The sequence below is a fragment of the Mesorhizobium sp. M0633 genome, assembly GCF_040320645.1.
In the GTDB taxonomy this organism is placed as follows: Bacteria; Pseudomonadota; Alphaproteobacteria; order Rhizobiales; family Rhizobiaceae; genus Mesorhizobium.
The window spans coordinates 94,094-111,672 of record NZ_JAMYQC010000019.1 but is presented as its reverse complement, the minus strand read 5'-3'; the positions used below and the strand labels follow the sequence as shown (position 1 = coordinate 111,672).

At 64.9% G+C, this 17,579-nt stretch carries 8 protein-coding genes; 2 read left to right on the top strand and 6 right to left on the bottom strand.

What is annotated here, in order from left to right; all coding sequences use genetic code 11:
• Positions 1–124: 124 nt before the first annotated feature.
• From NKI47_RS20445 to hutI, 6 genes are all read right to left on the bottom strand, one after another.
• A complete protein-coding gene (locus tag NKI47_RS20445) occupies positions 125–8,695 on the bottom strand; it encodes a glycoside hydrolase family 94 protein (RefSeq protein ID WP_352593172.1) in 8,571 nt (2,856 codons plus the stop codon).
• A 268-nt stretch (positions 8,696–8,963) separates the two neighbouring features.
• Positions 8,964–9,551, bottom strand: coding sequence for a HutD/Ves family protein (locus NKI47_RS20440; protein WP_023674422.1), 588 nt, complete (start codon positions 9,549–9,551; stop codon positions 8,964–8,966).
• 8 nt (positions 9,552–9,559) lie between these two features.
• A complete protein-coding gene (hutU, locus tag NKI47_RS20435) occupies positions 9,560–11,230 on the bottom strand; it encodes a urocanate hydratase (protein WP_352593169.1) in 1,671 nt (556 codons plus the stop codon).
• Between the two features lie 32 nt (positions 11,231–11,262).
• Complete coding sequence (gene hutG / locus NKI47_RS20430; RefSeq protein ID WP_023674420.1) at positions 11,263–12,081, bottom strand: N-formylglutamate deformylase; 819 nt, start codon at positions 12,079–12,081, stop codon at positions 11,263–11,265.
• Positions 12,082–12,518: 437 nt separating this feature from the next.
• Entirely contained in the window at positions 12,519–14,054 is a 1,536-nt protein-coding gene (gene hutH, locus NKI47_RS20425; RefSeq protein ID WP_023674419.1) for a histidine ammonia-lyase, read from the bottom strand.
• Entirely contained in the window at positions 14,051–15,286 is a 1,236-nt protein-coding gene (hutI, locus tag NKI47_RS20420; protein ID WP_352593166.1) for an imidazolonepropionase, read from the bottom strand. The genes hutH and hutI overlap by 4 nt, the downstream gene beginning before the upstream one ends.
• 98 nt (positions 15,287–15,384) lie before the next feature.
• Between hutI and NKI47_RS20415 the strand changes: the two genes are divergently transcribed.
• Both NKI47_RS20415 and hutC read left to right on the top strand, forming a co-directional pair.
• Positions 15,385–16,737 (top strand): formimidoylglutamate deiminase, encoded by a 1,353-nt coding sequence (locus NKI47_RS20415; protein ID WP_352593163.1) that lies wholly within the window; start codon positions 15,385–15,387, stop codon positions 16,735–16,737.
• Positions 16,734–17,495, top strand: a complete 762-nt coding sequence (gene hutC / locus NKI47_RS20410) for a histidine utilization transcriptional repressor HutC (RefSeq protein ID WP_352593160.1) — start codon at positions 16,734–16,736, stop codon at positions 17,493–17,495. The genes NKI47_RS20415 and hutC overlap by 4 nt, the downstream gene beginning before the upstream one ends.
• Positions 17,496–17,579 lie beyond the last annotated feature (84 nt).

Below are 17,579 nucleotides of genomic sequence, written 5' to 3'. Positions count from 1 at the left end.
GGGCACGACGTCTAAAGTCGTGTGCAGGCATTCAGCAAGGTCAACCGCAAATATAACCGGTAGAGGCACTTGGAGCGCCCGTGCGTGCCCTGGGAACGCTAAGCGACGCTCCAAGCCCTTGAATCTAGGCCGGTATTCTGACGACCACCTCGGCACTATCTCCGGCTTTTGGCTCGAAGGACGAAGATTTGGTCTTCGTGCCATTCACTTCAAGTGAGATGGCCCGGGCCTTTTTGTCGCGGACGACGCGGACCTTGATCTCGGCGCCCAGCATCTTCAGAGTTGCCGAATAGCCGTCCCAATGGCTAGGAAGTCTCGGCGTGAACTGGAGGCGCTGTCCGCGGCGCTCTATGCCGAGAATGCTCTCGACCGCGGCGCGATAAAGCCAGCCCGCCGACCCGGTATACCAGGTCCAGCCGCCGCGGCCGCCCTTGTCTTGCCCGGAATAAACGTCGGCCGCGACGACATAAGGTTCCACCCGGTAGCGCTCTGCCGCGGCTTCGTCGAGCGCATGGTTGACCGGATTGAGCATTGAAAGGCAACGGTAGGCATCGTCGGTGCGACCCATCTCGGCTAGCGCAATGACGAACCATGTTGCCGCGTGCGTGTATTGGCCGCCGTTTTCACGGACCCCCGGCGGATAGCTCTTGATGTAGCCCGGGTCCTTTTCCGTCTTCGAGAAGGGCGGAGTGAACAGTTTGGCGATCTTGAGGTCGTCGTCGACGAGCGCTTTCATCGCCTGCGCCATTGCCGTGGTCGACCGCGCCGGGTCGCCCTCGCCCGAAAGCACGCTCCAGGACTGGGCGATCGAGTCGATCTTGCACTCGTCCGACTTGCGCGAGCCGAGCGGCGTGCCGTCGTCGAAGCTGCCGCGCCGATACCACTCGCCATCCCAGGCGGTGCTTTCCAGCGCCCGTTTCAGCACCTCGGCGTGCTTCGTCCAGGCCTGCACGCGCTTGGCATCGCGCTCCGCCTTGGCGACGGCGGCAAAGTCACCCAGCGTCTTCAGCAGGAACCAGCCCAGCCACACGCTCTCGCCCTTGCCGTGCTCGCCGACGCGGTTCATGCCGTCATTCCAGTCGCCGCCGAGGATCAGCGGCAGCCCGGCCGGGCTGCTGCGCTTGACGGCAAGATCGAGCGCCCGCGCGCAATGGTCATAGAGCGAGGCTGTCTTCTTCGAGATTTCCGGGATGAAGAAAGCATCGTGCTCGCCTTCGCCCAGCGCCTGCCCTTCGATGAAGGGCAGTTGCTCCTTCAGGATCGCGGTGTCGCCTGTCACCAGCAGGTAACGGGCCGTGGCGTGGGCCAGCCAGACCACGTCGTCCGAGATCATGGTGCGGACGCCGGCCTCGGTGCGCGGCAGCCACCAATGCTGCACGTCGCCTTCGGGGAATTGCCGCCGCGCCGCATTGAGGATCTGATCACGCGCCAGCTTGGGGTCATGCGCCAGCAAAGCCAAGGTATCCTGCAACTGATCGCGGAAGCCGAAGGCACCGCTCGCCTGATAGAACGCAGAGCGGGCACGGATGCGGCAGGCCAGGCTCTGATAGGGCAGCCAGTGATTGACCATAGCGTCGAGTGCCTTGTCCGGCGTCTCGACCTGGATTGTGTCGAGAAAGCCGCGCCATGTGCGCTCGTTGTCGGCCAGCCGCTGATCGAAATCCCTTGAGCGATGGGTCTGCACCAGCGCGCTGGCCGCCTCGGGCGAGGCCGCGTCGCCGAGCAGCCAGAGCAGCGTGACGTCGCCGCCGGCAGCGATGTCGATGTCGCGTGCGATGGCCGCGCAGGGATCGTCGCCGGCCTCGACACGGCCGGACAGGCCGGCGCCGCTCAGCACGGCATGCGGAAACTCGCTCGTGCCTTGCCTGCCGATGAACTCGCCGCGATCGGCGGTGACCGAATGCACAGCACCGTCGGCGGCCAGAAAGGCGATCCGCTCGCCGAAATCGAGCCCATAGGGATTTTGCGCCAGCAATGCGCCGGTTGCGGCATCCCTCGACGGAACGATGCTTGCAGCGGTGCGCGAGCGATGGCCGCCAAGAACCCATTCCGCATAGGCGTAGACGCGCAGCCGCATCGGCACCGAACCCGAATTCTGGATGTGCAGCCGCGATATCTTCACCGGATCGACGGGATCGACAACATGGGTCAGGTCCATCGACAGCGGCCCGCGTTTTGAGCGGAACGTCGAAAAACCCTGCCCGTGCCAGGTTTCGTAGGTCATTGTCGGGTCACGCACCACGGCAGCCATTGGCGAGAACGCCCTGCCACTGGCCTGATCGTAGATATAGATGCCCTCGCCCGGCCGGTTGGTGACCGGATCGTTCGACCATGGCGTCAACTGATAGTCGCGGCTGTTGCGGCTCCAGGTGAAGGCAGCGCCTTCAGCCGACATGTGGAACCCGAACGATGGGTTGGAGATGACGTTGATCCACGGCTGCGGCGTCGTGCGCCGGCCGGTAAGACGCACGACGTAGTGGCGTCCGTCGCCGTCGAAGCCGCCGAAACCGTTCCATTGGTCGAGCCCGCTGCCGTCGACGCGGCCCTCGATCAGTGCCTGGGCGGCAGATGCTTGCGACGTCGGCACCGGCAAGGACGGCTCGCGAAGCGCTGCAAGGTCTGCCGGCTGGAGGGCGGCGTCCCGCGCCTGCAATGCCGCGGCCTCGGCGCGCTCGATCTGGTCGAAGATGGTGCCGTTGCGCGTATGCAGCACCACCCGAGCGACGGCGAGCAAGGTCCTGTAGGTCGTTTCCTCCATCAGATCGCGGCGCACCGCGAAGATGTGCTGGCGGGGTCCGAGCTCCTTGCCGCGCAATCGGCTGTTTTCGCACAGCGTCTCCACCGCGCGCTGCAGGTCCTGCACGTAGGATGACGCCTGCTCGTTGACGACGACAAAATCGATCATCATGCCGCGAGCGCGCATGTATTCCTGGAAGCGAAGCGCCTGGGCGACGATCTCCAGATCGGCGACATCGGCGATCCTGACCAGGAAAATCGGAAAATCGCCGGATATGCTGGTCGGCCACAGGCTGGACTGCCTGCCGAGCCCGGAGACGATGGATTCGCCCGGAAGGCGCAGGAACGGATCGGGATAGATCAGATAGCGCGCCAGCTTCTGCACATTGGCGGCGTCGGACAGGCTGAGGCCAAGGTGCCGGGTCTGCACCTGCGAGCGCGTCCAGGCGAGCATCGCCTGACGGGCGAAGCTTTCGGGATGGTCGAGCCGTGCGATGGCGGCATCCAATTCGGCGCGATGGGTACCGACGACGGTCCAGAACGTCAGCGAAATCTTCTTGTTGGCCGGCACGCGCACCTGCCGGCGAAGCGATGCGATCGGATCCAGGGTGAAGCCGGAATGGCCGCCAAGCTTGGCGCCGGGATCAAAGGCAGCCGCTTCGGTGATGGTGCGGCCGCGGCCGATGAAGGCGCGCCTGTCGGTTTCCGCCTCGGCGTCTCGCGCCGATCCAGACGGGTCGGTGACGAAATGCACCATGGTGACGTCGGGTTCGTCCTTTTCGCGCTTGCCCCTGGTGGCGAAGATCGCGCCGTTGTTCGGCGCGATCTCGGTTTCCACGAACATCTTCGAAAAAGCCGGATGGGCATTATCCGAGGGCTCGGAGCCCAGCACCAGTTCGGCAAACGAGGTTACTTCGATATGCCGGTCGGCGGGGCCATCATTGTGGAGCGTCACCCGTCGGCCCTCACCATTGCCTTCCGAGATGACGATGCACTCGACTTCCGAACGCAGCGATCCAATCGATTTGACGAAGCTCGCCTTGTCGTCGGAGAACAGCGTTTGCGCACGCTCGCCGGCGGCGCGCTTCGGCTCGGCGGTGGTCGACCACCAGTCTCCGTTGCTGGCGTCGCGCAGGAAAATATAGGAACCAAGGCGGTCCTCGGTCGGATCCGGCTGCCAGCGCGTGACGGCAAGTTCGCCCCAGCGGCTGTACCCGGAGCCGGTGGCGGTCACCATGACCGAATAGCGGCCATTGGACATGACACTGGTCGAGCGGAGCGCCCTGAGCGGATCGAGCACGATGCGGGTATCCGGGCTTTCCAGCTCGGTCTCGTCCTTCGAGCGCTCGTCGGCCTCGGTCCTGACGGTCGCAGTCGGGATGTCGCGCGGCGCCCTTTCCTGCAGCAGCAATTCGGCCGACTCGATCACCGGATCGCTGTGGAAGCGGTCGCGCAGGCGCCCTTCGAAGATCGCATCGGCAACCGCGGCAATCGACATGCCGGAGTGGTGGGCCATGTAGTTGAGCACGACGGCGTGGTCGGTGCCCTCGGGAACGCGTTGCGGCGTGAAATCCACCGCGTCGTAAAAACCGTGCCGGCCCAGTGCGCCCAGCCGCCTGAGCGTGGCCAGGTTCTGGACGGATTCATGCGGCGTGAACTGCGCTGCCAGCACGGTCGCGTAAGGCGCGATCACCGTGTTTTGGCCAAGGCCGCGCTTCAGGCCGAGCCCGGGCACGCCGAAATTGGTGTACTGATAGGTCAGCTCGCGGTCGCGGGCGTTGTAGGCCGCTTCCGAAATCCCCCAGGGAACGTTCTTCGAACGGCCATACTGGATCTGGCGCTTGATGATGAGCTTGCTGGTCTGGTTGAGAATGCTGCCTTGCGGCTCCTTCATCACCAGTGGCGGCATCAGATATTCGAACATCGAGCCGGACCAGGACATCAGTGCGCCCTGGAAGCCGATCTCGACGATCGGCCGGCCGAGCCGGAACCAGTGCTCGGTCGGCAAATCGCCCTTGGCGATGGCGAACAGGCTGGTCAGCCGCGCCTCGGAGGCCAAAAGATCGTAGCAGCTTTCGTCGAGCTGATGCTCCTCGACCCGGTAACCGATCGACAAGAGCTTGCGTTCGGGCCGCATCAGGAACGAGAAATCCATCTCGAAGGCGAAACGGCGCGTGCGCTCGCGCAACGTCAGAAGCTTGGCCCGCAATGCCGCGACGGCGTTTTCGTCGCTGTGCGCGTCGTGCACATGCGCCTCGCAGGTGGCTTCGAGCCTGGCCGCCCAATCGGCGATGGTGTCGCTCTGGGTCGACGCGGCCTCGGTGTGGATGGCTGTCGCGAGCTTGCGTATCTCGCCGGCCAGGACGGCCAGGTTGATGGTACGGATCGACGCCATCTCCGGCTGCGCCTTGATCAATTCGACCGCCCGCCGCATGCCGTCGAGACGGTCGGCGAGCCGCTGGCGCAAGGGCCGCAATTGACGCCGGTCGTCGGGCAGTTCCTCAAGGCTTTCGTCGAGGATGGTGACGGTGTCGAGGATGCCTTCGAAGTCGCCCTGCACATGCACCGACGGCGCTTCGGCCCATTCGGCGCAGGCAGCGGCCACGGCCACCAGATGGCCGGCGAGATTGCCGCTGTCGACCGCCGAAATGTACAGCGGGTAGAGCGGCTTCAGGGTCGTCGTGTCATACCAGTTGAAGAGATGGCCGCGGTCGCGCGGCATGCTCTCGATGGTCGACATCGTCGCGTCGATGCGGTTGACGGCGTCGGAGAGGCTGATCCAGCCGAAATCGCGTGCCGAAATCACCGACAGCAGGTAGACGCCGATATTGGTCGGCGAGGTGCGGGGCGCCACCACGGGGGCCGGGCTTTCCTGGAAATTATCCGGCGGCAGATGGTGATGCTCGGCCGTCACGAAGGTCTCGAAATAGTGCCATGTACGCCGCGCCACGGTGCGCAGCGCGTGGATGTCGGCGGCCGATATGCGCAGGCGGTCCTCGGTTTCGGCCGAACGGCTGATCCAGCAGGCGATGGCGGGCGAGCCGATCCAGAACAAGGCAAAGAAGAAGGCGACGAAGGCGCCGGTGGAATCGGCCAGCACCGGGACGGCGAGGCCGACGACGCCTATGATCACCGCGCCGTACATGATGCTGTAGTAGGAGCCGAGATCGTTGTCGCCGCCCTTGTGTGCCTGCGAGGCGGTGCGCCATTCGAGCAGGTTCTGGCGGCTGACGAACAGGCGGTAGAGCGTGCGGATGATCGCGTCGCCCATCATCCAGGCAAGGTGCGCCATCAGCACGATCTTCAGCGCCACCAGGGCGGTGCCGAAGGCAACGTCGCGCGCCAGTGCCGAGAAATGGCCGCGCGGCGTCTGGTCGCCGCTCTTCGGCAGGATGGCGTCGACGATGTCGAACGTGGGCGCCATGAACAGCGTAAGGATCAGCAGCGCCTGCCATTGCGCGGCCTGCGTGAAGGGCAGCAGCGTCCAGCCGGCGATCGCGGCCATCACCCAGAAGATCGGCGTCACCGAGCGGCGCAGATTGTCCACCATCTTCCAGCGCGACAGCGCCGGCACGTTTGAGCGCGGGCCAAGAATGAAGCCCAGAAGCTGCCAGTCGCCGCGTGCCCAGCGATGGTGGCGCGACGCGTCGACCGAATAGCGGGTCGGATAGTCCTCGACCAGTTCGACGTCGGTGACCAAGGCCGAGCGCGCCAGGGCGCCTTCGAGCAGATCATGGCTGAGGATGGTGTTTTCCTCGATGCGGCCTTTCAGCGCCGCCTCGAAGGCGTCGACATGGTAAAGACCCTTGCCGGTGAAGGAACCGTCGCCGAAGATGTCCTGGTAGAGGTCCGACACGGCAAAGACGTACGGATCGAGCCCGCGATTGGCGGAAAAGACACGCTGAAAGAACGATGCCTCGTCGCCACTGGTCAGCGACGCGGTGATACGCGGCTGCAGGATGGAATAACCTGCCGTAACCTCGTGCCGTGCGACATCGAAATGCGGACGGTTGAGCGGGTGGCAAAGCTTGCCGGCCAGCGCAGCGACGGCGTCGCGGGTGGTGCGGGTGTCGGCGTCCAGCGTCATCACGTGGACGACGCTCTCCGGCAATGGCACTTCCAACGGCAGGAAGGTGGTGTCGCTGTCCCCGCGCAGCAGAAGGTTCAATTCGTGCAGCTTGCCGCGCTTGCGCTCCCAGCCCATCCAGACGCCTTGCGATGCGTTGTAGAGCCGGCGCCGATGCAGCAGATAAAAGCGCGGCGCCCCTTCCGAGGGATAGCGGGCGTTCAGCCTGGCGATTTCGGCGCGGGCGAATTCGAGGATTTCGACATCCGCCGTATCGATCTCGGTCTTCGAGTCCGGCCAGTCGGAAAGCAGCGCGAAATAGACTTCGCCCGCCGTGTTGGCGAGGTGATGCACCTCGATGTTGCGGATGTTCTCCTCGACATCGTCGCGCGAGCCGATCAGCGACGGCACCACCACCAGCGTGCGCGCCTCGGGCGGCACACCGTGCCTGAAATCATAGCCGATGAGACGCGTCGGCTTCAAAAACAGCGAGACGACGGTGTTGAAGAATGCGAGCGCGCCTTCGCTGGCCGGCACCGCGAACAGGGCCAGCATCAGGACGATCGGCGGCACCGACAGGCCGAGATTGGCAAGCGCATTGCCGGAAACGACCAGAAGCAGGACCGTCAGCGCAAACACCGGCACGACGATGCCCAGCCATCCGGTCTTGCGGAAGGTCCGGTTGAGCGTCTTGCCGATGGTCGGCCGGTAGCCGATCGACCGCTCGAGCTCCTGCCGGCGCGGGCCGACCAGAAAGAAGCCGACGTCGGTGTGAGCGATCGGACCGCTTTCGGAGCCCGGTGCATCGGCAGCATGGCCGGCGAGCTCGATCGCCCTTTCGGCAACGCGAAATTCGGAGAGATCGGAACGGCGCGCCAGCTCCTCGATCGCAGTCCGGTATTGGTCGCGCGAAAAGAAATCGAGCGCGGCGAAATCGGTGCGTTCGCGCAGCAAGGTGTCGATGCGGCTGACGCCCTCGAACCACACCGTCCAGTCGATGTCGTTGATCAGGCGCAGGCCGCGGATGATGTTGCCGGTGGTCACGTTGCCGCTGGACAGCGTGTGGTGCTCGCTGAGGATGATCTCCTCGGCGTCGGAGCCGGTCCTTTCCAGCTCGCCCTCCAGCCATTCCAGCGCCCTGCCGGCATTTTGCGAGCCGTCACGCAGCCGGTAGAGCAACTGGGTGGCGAAGGTGGTGTCCTGCGCATGGGCGCTGTAGTGGGAAAGTATCGCCTGCCGGTCGGCGCTGTCGTCCGTCGCCAGCACACGGTCGGCGACCTCGTTGGCGATCTGGCGCAGTTCCCGCGTGCGATTGACGCGGACCGCGATCCGGCGAAGGTTCTCGATCAGGACGAAGCGCAGCAGCGACGGCAGCGCCCATAATTCGCCAATCTTCAGCGGCTCGACGGACTGGAAGCCTTCGACAATCGCCTTGAACATGGCCGACGAGACGGAACTGTCGGAATGCGCGACATAGGTCCACGCGACCGCCAGTGCGCGCGGCACGCTGGATCCATCCGACAGTTTCAGCGTCGGCAACTGGCGGTAGAAGCGGCGCGGCAGGTCGCGCTTGACCTGAAAAATGGTCTCCTCGACCAGGTAGTTGTTGTCGAGCAGCCACTGCGCCGCGGGCGTGATCGTTTCGCCCCTCGCCTGGGCAGCGTTGGTGGAACGGTAGACATCGAGAATTTTCCTGGCGCTGTCGCGGATGCGCGCCTGAAAATCGAAAGGCGTCAGACCGAACAAGTCCTTGGCGTCGCCATTGGCAAGGGCTGCGCCCAAAGCGCGCAGCCGATCTTCCGGCAGGAAATTGGAGCGTATCGGCACGTCGGTGACAGCCGGGAAGCTGGCGCTCGTCTTTTCGATCTGTGCGAGATTGGTCTGGATATTCATCTAAGGTTCCGTGTTGGGGACGCAGTGCGGCGTCACCGCCACGGCAATGTCCCTAAAACCGGTCCAAATGCAATTGGTTGCATCGCAACACTTGGCCGAAAGTTTTGTTTCCGCACCACGACAAGATGCCGTCTTTCGACAACTTCCAGGCGGGCACTATGAGCATCGTTTCGGCTTCTGATCGGCGGAAGATTCAGGCTTTTTCGTGATGCAGCGACCAGCTTACGCGATATTTGGCCGGCGTCACGATCATGTTTGGCAACAGACGTTAATCGTTGCCGGCAATGCGGTCGATGCGGATCACGAACAGCATGGCCGGCCGGACCGGATCCAGGCGCAGTTCCGGCGCTTGCGCCCCGAGCAACAGCGCGTCGAGCGGCCCAAGTTGCATGGGCGCCGCGCCGGCCACGCTGAGTTCGCCGTCGACGCACAGGATGAGTGTTTCATCGGCTTCGGCCTGGATCTCCGTCGGAGCCGAAATCAGCAGGCGCTCGACCGTGTGGATCGCCCGGGCGCGGCGGGTCATGACGTTGAGGTCGGTGATCGGACCGGCGATCAGCGTGGCTTGCGTCGGCACGTCGGCCGGAAAGGCAAGCGGTGCGGAAGCCTTGGTGATTTCGACCGGTAGCCGGCCGGCGATGTCGAGGATCATGCCCTCGCCTTCCAGCAACGCCAAGGTCCGGTCGACGCCGGCAAATCCGGAAAATGGGCCGCCGCCCTCGACCAGCGCCATCGAGACGCGCCAGTCGAAATCGTCGAGCCCGGCACCTGGCGGCGAGACGGCAATCTCCGTCGTCACCCCGCCGCCGTTCTTCCACGGCATCGGCCGGTATTCGGCTGCCCGAAGGATGCGCAAGGCGCGGCTCAGCCCAAAATGCCGGGCAGGTTGAGCTGGTTCTCCCGGGCGCACTCGATCGCGATGTCATAGCCGGCATCGGCGTGGCGCATGACGCCGGTCGCCGGATCGTTCCACAGAACCCTTTCCAGGCGCTTGGCCGCCTCGGGCGTGCCGTCGGCGACGATGACCATGCCGGCATGCTGCGAAAAGCCCATGCCGACGCCGCCGCCATGGTGCAGCGACACCCAGGTGGCGCCGGACGCCGTGTTGAGCAAGGCATTGAGCAACGGCCAGTCGGAGACGGCATCGGAGCCGTCCTTCATCGCCTCCGTCTCGCGGTTCGGCGAGGCGACCGAGCCGGAATCGAGGTGATCGCGGCCGATGACCACCGGCGCCTTCAGTTCGCCCCTGGCGACCATCTCGTTGAAGGCGAGGCCGAGCCGGTGGCGATCGCCAAGCCCAACCCAGCAGATGCGCGCCGGCAGTCCCTGGAAGGCGATGCGCTCACGCGCCATGTCGAGCCAGTTGTGCAGATGGGTGTTGCCGGGGGTCAGCTCGCGCACCTTGGCGTCGGTCTTGTAGATATCCTCGGGATCGCCGGAAAGCGCTGCCCAGCGGAACGGGCCGATGCCGCGGCAAAACAGCGGACGGATATAAGCCGGCACGAAACCCGGGAAGGCAAAAGCATTCTCGAACCCCTCCTCCTTCGCCACCTGGCGGATGTTGTTGCCGTAGTCGAGCGTCGGCACGCCGGCATTCCAGAACGCCACCATCGCCTCGACATGCTCGCGCATCGACGCGCGGGCAGCTCTTTCAACGGCCTTCGGGTCGCTGGTGCGTTTCTCGCGCCACTCGGCCAGCGACCAGCCCTTGGGCAGATAGCCGTTGAGCGGGTCATGCGCCGAGGTCTGGTCGGTGACGATGTCGGGGCGCACGCCGCGCCGCACCAGTTCCGGCAGGATGTCGGCGGCGTTGCCGACCAGGCCAACCGATTTCGCCTCACCGGCTTTGGTCCAGCGCTCGATCTTTTCCAAGGCCTCGTCGAGCGTGTCGGCGCGCTCATCGACATAGCGGGTGCGCAGCCGGAAATCGATGCGGTCGGGATCGCATTCGACGGCCAGGCAGCAGGCGCCGGCCATGACCGCGGCGAGCGGCTGGGCACCGCCCATGCCGCCGAGACCGCCGGTCAGGATCCACTTGCCCCTGAGATTGCCGCCATAATGCTGGCGGCCGGCCTCGACGAAGGTCTCGTAGGTGCCCTGCACGATGCCTTGCGTGCCGATGTAGATCCACGAGCCGGCCGTCATCTGGCCGTACATCATCAGGCCCTTTTTATCGAGCTCGTTGAATTTCTCCCATGTCGCCCAGTGCGGCACCAGGTTGGAATTGGCGATCAGCACGCGCGGGGCGTCAGGATGAGTGCGGAACACGCCGACCGGCTTGCCCGATTGCACCAACAACGTCTCGTCGTCGCCAAGCGTCTTCAGCGAGGCAACGATGCGGTCGAAATCGTTCCAGGTGCGCGCCGCCCGGCCGATGCCGCCATAGACGACCAACTCGTTGGGGTTTTCGGCGACGTCTGGGTCGAGATTGTTCATCAGCATGCGCAACGGCGCTTCCGTCAGCCAGGTGCGGGCGTTGAGCTCGCTGCCGCGCGGGCTGCGCACTTCACGGATGTTGTGGCGAGGATCGGTCATGATTGTCCCTTTCGAGTGAGGTGCACCGCGCGTCAGCGTTCGGCCCAGGCGATCGCGGTTTCCAGGATCTTCTTCAGCGTGACGCGGATCGGCGCCGCGAATTCGGCCTCGTAAGGCACCGGCCAGTTAGCCGGTTCGCCCTTGCCTTCGGGCTCGCGCATATAGCCGCGGTTGGAGAGTTCCATCTGCAGCGCGTGGACGCCGGCTAGCGGCTGGCCGAAATGGCGCGTGATCCAGCCGCCCTTGAAGCGGCCGTTGACGACGTAGCTCTCGCCGGTTTCGGCGAGGATCCGGCCAACCGTCGCTTGCAGCGTCGGATCGGCGCTCTTGCCGTCATTGGTGCCGAGATTGAAGACCGGCAATTTGCCTTCGAAAAGGCGCGGCAGCACCGAGCGGATCGAATGGCAGTCATAGACGACGACCTTCCCATGCAAAGCGCGCAGCCTGTCGATCTCGGCCTGCAGAGCGGCATGATAGGGTACGAAGAACTTCTCGCGGCGTTCGTCGATCTCCGACGGTCCCGGCTCTTCACCCTTGCGGTAGAGCTGATCGCCGTCAAAGGTCTCTGTCGGGCAGAGCCCAGTCGTCGTCTGGCCGGGATAGAGCGAAACGCCGGACGGATCGCGGTTGACGTCGATAACGGTGCGCGAAATCGCCGTATGCACGACCGTCGCGCCGAGGCTCTCGGCGAAGTCATAAAGCTTGTCGATCCACCAGTCGGCGTCACGGCGGCCGAGCCAGGGCGAGACCAGCCGGCTGTCGAGGCCGGCGAGATCGATGCCGGTATGCGGGATCGAAACCAGCAGGGGTGCTGTGCCTTGGGTGACGGTGAGCCAGGAGGGTGAGGTCATAGAAGATTTTCCCGCGTTGGAGCTCTACGGCGCCCCCCTCTGTCCTGCCGGACATCTCCCCCTCTAGTGGGGAGATTGGCCGTCACACTGGCTTCCGCCAGTCTCCAACGTTGCAGGATTGAGCGAGGCGCCGCAGCTGCCAATCTCCCCACTAGAGGGGGAGATGCCCGGCAGGGCAGAGGGGGGCGCGAAGGAACTCGACCTAGCGTACCGACGTCGGGTTTGCCGATAAGGCGCGGCAGCGCAGGGAATTCGCATTTTTCTTCCCGCTGCGACGCATTTTGTTCTTGCTTTGTGCCGGCAGCTATGCTACTAATTTCGGTATGGTGCTGATTCGGCCCGACGACCCGCCTTTGAGGCGGGTTTTTTGTTTCTGGCTGGACGTCGGCAGGACAGAGGGGGGCGCGACAGAACGCGACCTGTCACGGCACACCGCCTCATGACGCAACGCCCGGCAGTTTCACCGCACCCGCGGTCTTCACCGCCGCGCCGCTGCGTATCATGGCGATGGCCTTCTCCATGTCGGGGTGGAAGTGCCGGTCGTTGTCGAGATGCGGCACCTCTGCCCTGACCAGCCGGCGCACCGCCTCCAGGGCCGCGCTCGAGGCCAGCGGTGCGTGGAAATCGCAGCCTTGCGCGGCGGCCAGCAATTCGATGCCGATGACGGCCGTCGCATTCTCGACCATGCCGATGAGGCGGCGCGCGCCATGCGCCGCCATCGAGACGTGGTCTTCCTGGTTGGCCGAGGTCGGGATCGAATCGACGCTGGCCGGATAGGCCTTTTGCTTGTTTTCAGAAACCAGTGCTGCCGCCGTGACCTGAGGGATCATGAAACCGGAATTCAGACCCGGCTTGGGCGTGAGAAAGGCCGGCATGCCCGACAGCGCCGGATCGACCAGCATGGCGATGCGCCGCTCCGACAGCGAGCCGATCTCGCAGACGGCGAGTGCGATCATGTCGGCGGCGAAGGCGACCGGCTCGGCATGGAAATTGCCGCCCGAAAGTGCGGAGTCGTCCTCGGCAAAGATCAGCGGATTGTCGGTGACGCCGTTGGCCTCGGTGCCGAGCGTCTCGGCGGCCTTGCGGAGCACGTCGAGTGCTGCGCCCATCACCTGCGGCTGGCAGCGCAGGCAATACGGATCCTGCACGCGCTCGTCGCCGACGCGGTGCGATTCACGGATGGCGCTGCCGGCCATCAAATTGCGCAACGCCTCGGCCGTCTCGATCTGGCCGCGATGTTTCCTGAGCAGATGGATGCGTGGATCGAACGGAGCGTCGGAGCCCTTGGCGGCATCGGTCGACAGCGCGCCGGCGACCAGTGCCGACTGGTAGAGCACTTCCGCCTCGAACAAAGCGGCAAGCGCATAGGCGGTCGAAAACTGGGTACCGTTGAGCAGCGCCAGGCCTTCCTTGGCGCCCAGTGTCACCGGCTCCAACCCATGCGAAACGAAGGCGACCTTGGCGGGAAAGCGGCCATGCGGGGTAAAGCACTCGCCGACGCCGATCATCACGGCGGTCATGTGCGACAGCGGCGCAAGGTCGCCGGAAGCGCCGACCGAGCCTTGCGCCGGCACCACGGGGATAACGTCGTTGGCCAGCATCGCCTCGATCAGTTCGATCGTCCGCGGCCGCACGCCGGAGGCGCCCTGTGCCAGGCTGGCCAGCTTCAGCGCCATCATCAGCCTGCAGATTGCGACGGGCATCGGCTCGCCGACGCCGGCGGCATGAGACAGCACGATGTTTCGCTGCAACGTTTCCAGATCGGCGGCGGGGATGCGGACGCTGGCCAGCTTGCCGAAGCCGGTATTGATGCCATAGACCGGCTCGCCCTTGGCAACGATCCTGGCGACGGCCTCGGCGCTGGCCTTGATCTTCGGCCGGCAGGCATCGTCGAGCCTCAGTGCGGCGCCGCGATAGATGGCGCGCCAATCGGCCAGCGTGGCATTGCCCGGCCTTAGCTTGAGTTCGGTCATTGTCCCCTCCAGATGCGGGCATGCAGCGGGTTGAAGCCCATGCGGTAGACGAGTTCGGCCGGGCGCTCGACGTTCCAGATCGCCAGATCGGCCGATTTTCCGGCCTCCAGCGTGCCGGTCTGTCCAAGCAGCCCGAGCGCGCGGGCAGCCTCGCGGGTAACGCCGGCAAGGCATTCATCGACGGTCAGGCCAAACAATGTCGCGGCCATGTTCATGGTCAGCAGCAGCGAGGTCAGCGGCGACGTGCCGGGATTGTTATCGGTGGCAACGGCCATCCTGACGCCATGCTGGCGAAACAAGGCGATCGGCGGCTTCTTGGTCTCGCGAATGAAGTAGTAGGCGCCGGGCAGGATGGTCGCCAAGGTTCCGGCCTTCGCCATCGCCGCCGCACCGGCCTCGTCGGTGTATTCGAGGTGGTCGGCCGATAGCGCACCATAGCGCGCCGCAAGTTCGGCGCCGTGCAGATTGGACAGTTGGTCCGCATGGAGCTTGACCGGCAGGCACGCCGCCTTCGCGGCATCGAACACGCGGGCGATCTGCTCCGGCCAAAAGGCAATGCCTTCGCAAAAACCGTCGACGGCATCGGCCAGGCCCTCGGCAGCGACGGCCGGCAAAATCTCGTTGGCGACAAGATCGATAAAGGCGTCCTTGTCGCCTTTTGCTTCGGGCGGCAGTGCATGAGCGCCGAGGAAAGTGGTCCTGACCGTCACCGGCCGTTCACCGCCCAGCCGTCGTGCGGCGCGCAGCGACTTCTTCTCGTTTTGGAGGTCGAGACCGTAGCCGGATTTAATCTCGACGGTGGTGACGCCTTCGGCGATCAGCGCGTCGAGGCGCGGCAGCGACTGGCCGACCAGTTCGTCCTCGCTGGCGGCGCGCAGTGCCTTGACCGAGGAAACGATGCCGCCGCCGGCCTTGGCAACCTCCTCATAGCTGGCGCCCGCCAGCCGCATCTCGAATTCATTGGCACGGTTGCCGGCATGGACCAGATGGGTATGGCAGTCGATCAGGCCGGGCGTAATCCAGCGGCCTTCGCAGTCGGTCGCCTCGGCGCCTTTGCTAAGTGCTGCCGGCATGTCGCCTTGCGCCCCGGCATAGACGATCCGGCCGTTGCGCACGGCGACCGCACCGTGCTCGACGACGCCTGACCCGGGGCTGCTTTCGGCCATGGTCGCGAGGCGCGCATTGCGCCAGAGGCGAAGCTCTCCTGCCCGGCTTTTGCTCTCTGCAGCCATCATCTTTTCCGTTTCAATAGGTGACGATTATGTATATACATATGAAAAGGCACTGCAAGCGCTATCATCGCACGGCAGACCGGGATTTGGAGAAAAACGTGACAGCAATCTTTGCGGAACAGGCGCTTCTGCCCGACGGCTGGCACAGCAATGTGCGGATCGTCATCTCCGACGGCAGGATCGCCACGGTCGAGGCGAATACCTCGCCCCTGCCTGGCGACGAGCGCCGTGCCATCCTTTTGTCCGGCATGCCGAACCTGCATAGCCATGCCTTCCAGCGCGGCATGGCCGGCCTTGCCGAATTGCGCGGCCCTTCCGCCGACAGTTTCTGGAGCTGGCGCGAGGTGATGTACCGTTTCGCGCTGTCGATGACGCCGGACCAGGTCGAGGCGGTCGCGGCCCAGCTCTATGTCGAGATGCTGGAGGCCGGGTTCTCGCGCGTCGGCGAGTTTCATTATTTACACCACGACCGCGACGGCCGGCCCTATACTGACATCGCCGAGATGGCGCAGCGCATCGTTGCCGCAGCGTCCGAGACAGGCATCGGGCTGACTTTGCTGCCGGTGTTCTACGCGCATTCCTCTTTCGGCGGCGCTGCGCCAAATGAAGGCCAGCGCCGGTTCATCAACGATGTGAACCAGTTCTCGCGGCTTGTTGAGAAATGCCGCGAATCCATTCGCGCGCTGAATCAAGGCGTCGTGGGCGTCGCCCCGCACAGCCTGCGTGCCGTGACACCGGAGGAACTGGAAAACATCACGGTGATGGCGCCGGAGGGGACTATCCACATCCACATCGCCGAGCAGATGAAGGAGGTCGAGGATTGTCTTGCCTGGTCCGGCGCGCGGCCGGTCGAATGGCTGCTTGCCAACGCCAAGGTCGACCGGCGCTGGTGCCTCATCCACGCCACCCACATGACCGAGACCGAGACGGTGCAAATGACGAAAAGCGGCGCCGTTGCCGGTCTTTGCCCGATCACCGAGGCCAATCTCGGCGACGGCACCTTTGCCGCGTCCTTGTTCATGCAGCATGGCGGCCGCTTCGGCATCGGCTCGGATTCAAACGTACTGATCGGCCTGCCGGACGAGTTGCGGCAGCTCGAATATTCGCAGCGCCTGGCCCACCGCGCCCGCAACGTGCTGGCGGTGGCCGGTGGCTCGACCGGCCGTGCTTTGTTCGATGCAGCGCTCGATGGTGGCAGTGCCGCGTTGGGCGCCGGCCTCTCGCAGATCGCAGCAGGTGCCTCGGCCGATTTCGTCTCGCTCGACGGCAAGCATCCATCGCTGGCCGGCAAGACGGGCGATGCAATCCTTGATGCCTGGATTTTTGCCAACGGCACCAAGGTCGATTGCGTCTGGGTGCATGGCAAGAAACTGGTCAGCGGCGGCATGCATGCCAGGCGCGATGCCATCGCCGAGCGGTTCCGCAAGGTGATGACAGCGCTTTCGGCATGAGCATGATCGGGACAATAAGCGCGAATTCTGGAAGCGCGGACGGCGGCGAGGTTCTTTCGCTGCACCAGCGCATCCTGTCGGACATCAGCGAACGGATCCTGTCGGGTGCCTGGGCGCCCGGCCACCGCATTCCGTTCGAGCATGAACTGACGGCCGAATACAATTGTTCGCGCATGACAGTGAACAAGGCGCTGTCGCAACTGGCCAAGGCCGGGCTGATCGAGCGCCGGCGTCGCTCCGGCAGTTATGTCCGCCGGCCGCAGTCGCAGGCAGCCGTTCTCGAAATCCACGACATCCGGATCGAGGTCGAGGCACTTGGCCTGCCCTACCGCTATGAGCGCATAGCGCGAAACAGAAGGCGCAGCAGCGCCGACGACCGCGCCCTGCTGGAACTCGACGTCGCCGGGCCGGTGCTGGTGCTGGAATGCCGGCATTTCGCCGGCAAGCGGCCGTTCGCCCACGAGCAGCGGCTGATCAACCTGGCTGCCGTGCCGGAGGCCGCCGAAGAGGCGTTTTTCGACACCGCGCCCGGTCCGTGGCTGATCGGCCGTGTGCCGTGGAGTGCGGCCGAGCATCGCATCCGCGCGGTTGCCGCCGAAAAGCACGTAGCGGCGGCACTCGACATCGCGACGGGCGCACCGTGCCTGGTGATCGAGCGGCGGACATGGAGCGCCGAGCACCCTGTCACCCATGTCCGCTTCACCTATGCGGCCGAGAGCCACACGCTAGTGGCGCGGTTCACGCCGTCGCAGGGGTAGTGACACGCCCCCTTCTCCCCTTGTGGGAGAAGGTGGATCGGCGCGCAGCGCCGAGACGGATGAGGGGTGCTGGAAGGAATGAGA